The sequence below is a fragment of the Methylotenera sp. genome (genome assembly GCF_029945535.1).
Taxonomy (GTDB): Bacteria; Pseudomonadota; Gammaproteobacteria; order Burkholderiales; family Methylophilaceae; genus Methylotenera.
This window is the reverse complement of sequence record NZ_JAQSCU010000002.1, coordinates 1-3,610: the sequence shown is the minus strand read 5'-3', so window position 1 is coordinate 3,610 and position 3,610 is coordinate 1. Positions and strand designations below refer to the sequence as shown.

Sequence of the window (3,610 nt, the reverse complement as noted above, 5' to 3'; positions counted from 1 at the left end):
TTTCTAGTGCAATTTATATTGCTAGGTGGGTCAATTCTGAGTGCAATTCAACAGGTCGGTAAGTCTTATTTGAATGTCCGCTTCGGTGCTCTGTAATTATTTAATCAAGCCAATTGCAGCATCAACGTTTTAGCTGTTGATACATAGAGTTGGTATTTGCCTCAAAGCGGACATTTAAGTTAAAAAACTAGATAGCAGTTGATAGTTTTAGTCCAATGATTCCTGCGATGATGAGTATTAAACTTAATACTCGGCCTATATTGGCGGACTCGCCAAATAAAACAATTCCGGCTATTGCAGTACCAACCGCACCTATTCCTACCCATATTGCATATGCAGTGCCAACCGGTAAAGATTTCATCGCTATTGCTAGCAACCAAATACTGGTCATGATTGCCAAGACTGTACCAACAGTTGGCCAAAGCCTAGAGAACCCATTGGTGTACTTCAACCCAACCGCCCAAACAACTTCTAACATTCCTGCTATTACGAGAGTAATCCAATTCATTTTAAGTGCCTTTAAGAATTGGGTCGTCCCATGAGAAAATCAGATGCTTGGTCGTCCAAGCACTAAGACTAAGCGATAATTCTAGCACTAGAAGTCACTTTTGACTCGAGAGCTTTGGTCTCCAAGCAACCACTAGCAACAAGTCAACTTATGATTACCCCTGGATGCTCTCTAATATATTTCCACAATAGCTTTCCAAGTTATCAGGCAAGTTAGTTGGGCACACACCACACATCTTATTACCCGGCACTGCATAATCAATAAATTTTGGATACGGCAAATTCAGGTTATCCATTATGGCTATAAACTCTTCAACCTTCTTGTCGGCGCCTAATCTTGGATTCCTTCTTTTCTCTTGTGCGATTGTCGATATATAGCGACTTTGATAGTCATGCCCCGGGTAAACTAGATAATCATCAGGCAAGCTAAACAACTTCTGATGAATACTATGATAAAGCTGCTCTGCGCTACCGTTCTGGAAATCTGTTCGACCACAACCATCCACTAATAACGAGTCGCCCGTGAATACCTGATTATTTATTAGATAGGAAAAGTGACCTGGGGTATGCCCTGGAGTATGGAGCGATATGAGTTGAATACTACCAATAGTTAAAGGCTTATCTTCTTCAAGGTAAATGTCAGCACATGGCAATCGATCAAGAATTGGGTTAGCTATCTTGCTGCCTAGCCGTTTCTTTAGCTCCAAAGCACTGGTGATGTGATCTGCATGGATATGTGTATCAATGGCATATTCAAGAGTTAGCCCATATTTGTTCAACTCTAATAAATCTCTGTCCAGAGTTGCAACTACTGGGTCGATCAGAATCGCCTTTCCAGTTACCTCACACCCAATCAAGTAGGTGTAGGTACTAGACAGCGGCTCAAATAATTGCCTAAAAATCATGGTGAATACTCCAGTGCATTGCATTAGTTTACTTAATAACATATTATATAAATATATATTGTTTTTCAAGACTTTTAATGAGAACTTAATTTATGGATAAAGCTAATCTCACATTAGATTTTGAATTAATGCGCGGAAATGCAACCCATGCCAGCAACTTCCTCAAAACATTAGCTAATGCTGACCGGCTTCTACTGCTCTGCCAATTAAGTCAGACTGAAATGTGTGTGAGTGAGTTGGAAACGGCTACTGGGATAAAGCAGCCCACGCTTTCACAGCAACTTACCGTACTCAGATCTGAGAACCTGGTGAATACTAGACGTGACGGGAAACAGATTTATTACAGCATTTCCAGTCAAGAAGCACTCTCTATTATGCAGCTACTATATGAGCAATTTTGCAAAAAGAATTAGGGGTTAAATTTGATTAACTGGACTGAAGCAACACCTATCAATTCATTAGTAGGTGGAATATTGATTGGAGTGGCTGTCTCCATATTGATCCTCTTTAACGGAAAGGTAGCAGGAATCAGTGGCATCCTGGGTGGAGTAATAAAACTTAAGGCCGAGGATATTGGCTGGCGCCTATTATTTCTACTTGGATTACTTGTTTCCCCTGTCATCTACTCAATCTTCTTCGCTTTACCTAAAGTGAATTTTGAGTCTGGGCATTGGACAGTTTTAACTGCCGGACTGCTTGTTGGATTAGGCACTAGATATGGCTCTGGCTGTACCAGTGGGCATGGCATTTGTGGGATATCAAGACTTTCCATTCGCTCGTTGGTTGCGACGATGACCTTCATGCTAGCAGGAGTTGTGACTGTGTTTATAACGCATCACCTGATTTGAGTGAATCAAATGATATATATTATCTCTTTATTTTCTGGCTTGGTCTTTGGTTTGGGATTAATCATTTCAGGAATGACCAATCCTGCAAAAGTAATTGGCTTTTTAGATGTGACAGGTTTCTGGGATCCATCATTGGGGTTCGTGATGCTAGGCGCTATTTCGGTTGCATACTTCTCATCCAAAATCGCAAAGAAAAGAAAGCTCACTTACACAGGGCTGCCAATCTTACTACCTAAAGCTAATATGATAGATTCAAGACTCATTATTGGATCAGCCATATTTGGCACAGGATGGGGATTGGCTGGCTACTGCCCCGGCCCTGGGATTACCTCGATCTTAACAGGGAAGATCGAGCCTATTTTGTTTGTAATTGCCATGGTTAGTGGAATGGTGATTTACGAAGTCCTAGAGTCCTTGAAAGCCAGGTATTAGTCATGATATTGATCTTAGGACTGGGCTTGTTTGTTGGTTTAGTGATGGGACTAACAGGCGCAGGTGGTGGAATAATTGCGTTGCCACTCTTAGTGTTTTTATTGAACATATCTATTGTCGATGCAACCCCTATCGCTTTATTAGCAGTTGCGTGTTCAGCTTCCTTAGGCGCAATCATTGGTTTGCATCATCAAACAGTTCGATATAAAGCTGCCGTTCTAATGGCGATTGCTGGATCGTTGGTATCCCCGTTAGGTGTTTTAGTAGCTCACAAGATAGATAATCATTACCTATTAGCGATGTTTGCCCTCATTCTTATTTTTGTAGCCTATAAAACTGTCAAATCCCAAAACTCAGAAATTGACACGTCGTTACAAGATACACTACCTTGCGCACTCAACCCACAAACTGGTAGATTCATATGGACGAGTCGGTGTTCGATCTCAATTATGGTCTCAGGAGCTGTTGCAGGTTTTTTGTCAGGACTTTTGGGTGTTGGAGGAGGGTTTGTGATTGTTCCAGCTTTACAAAGATTCACCACGTTATCTATTCATGCCGTGATAGGGACCTCACTTGCAGTAATTGCACTGATTTCCACGAGTGTGGTGGTCAGTAGTATTTATCATTTAGATATGGATTGGAATATGGCCATACAATTTGCTTGTGGTTCAATGGCTGGAATTGTGATTGGTAAAGCGCTATTAACTAAGATTGAGGTTAACATCTTAAAATATGGATTTGCTGTTTTAACAATACTTGTTGCGCTAATGATGCTAACAAAATTATTTAACTATTAATGAGAAGAGTAGCTTATTTAAGAGACTGCGACATGCCCTCAGTGCAATTAACAATAGGATTGACTGTCTGCATCGCGCCCTGAGGCACTCCGTCAAGTTATTTTTGCATTTTCCGACAGGT

6 protein-coding genes are annotated in these 3,610 nt (G+C 41.0%); 4 read left to right on the top strand and 2 right to left on the bottom strand.

Going from position 1 to position 3,610, the window contains the following annotated elements:
* Positions 1 to 187 precede the first annotated feature (187 nt).
* Both sugE and PSU72_RS00390 read right to left on the bottom strand, forming a co-directional pair.
* Positions 188 to 508 carry a quaternary ammonium compound efflux SMR transporter SugE gene (sugE, locus tag PSU72_RS00395; RefSeq protein ID WP_300429512.1) on the bottom strand — a complete coding sequence of 107 codons (321 nt, stop codon included), beginning with the start codon at positions 506 to 508 and terminating at the stop codon, positions 188 to 190.
* A gap of 154 nt (positions 509 to 662) precedes the next feature.
* Positions 663 to 1,412, bottom strand: coding sequence for an MBL fold metallo-hydrolase (locus PSU72_RS00390; RefSeq protein ID WP_300429510.1), 750 nt, complete (start codon positions 1,410 to 1,412; stop codon positions 663 to 665).
* Positions 1,413 to 1,504: 92 nt separating this feature from the next.
* Between PSU72_RS00390 and PSU72_RS00385 the strand changes: the two genes are divergently transcribed.
* Genes PSU72_RS00385 through PSU72_RS00370 form a run of 4 tightly spaced genes read left to right on the top strand, consistent with a single transcriptional unit; the run spans position 1,505 to position 3,489 of the window.
* Positions 1,505 to 1,825 carry a metalloregulator ArsR/SmtB family transcription factor gene (locus PSU72_RS00385; RefSeq protein WP_300429509.1) on the top strand — a complete coding sequence of 107 codons (321 nt, stop codon included), beginning with the start codon at positions 1,505 to 1,507 and terminating at the stop codon, positions 1,823 to 1,825.
* 9 nt (positions 1,826 to 1,834) lie between these two features.
* Positions 1,835 to 2,260, top strand: coding sequence for a YeeE/YedE family protein (locus tag PSU72_RS00380; protein WP_367186073.1), 426 nt, complete (start codon positions 1,835 to 1,837; stop codon positions 2,258 to 2,260).
* 9 nt (positions 2,261 to 2,269) lie between these two features.
* Positions 2,270 to 2,692 (top strand): DUF6691 family protein, encoded by a 423-nt coding sequence (locus PSU72_RS00375; RefSeq protein ID WP_300429507.1) that lies wholly within the window; start codon positions 2,270 to 2,272, stop codon positions 2,690 to 2,692.
* Between the two features lie 2 nt (positions 2,693 to 2,694).
* On the top strand, positions 2,695 to 3,489 hold the full coding sequence (locus PSU72_RS00370) for a sulfite exporter TauE/SafE family protein (RefSeq protein ID WP_300429505.1): 795 nt from the start codon (positions 2,695 to 2,697) through the stop codon (positions 3,487 to 3,489).
* Positions 3,490 to 3,610 lie beyond the last annotated feature (121 nt).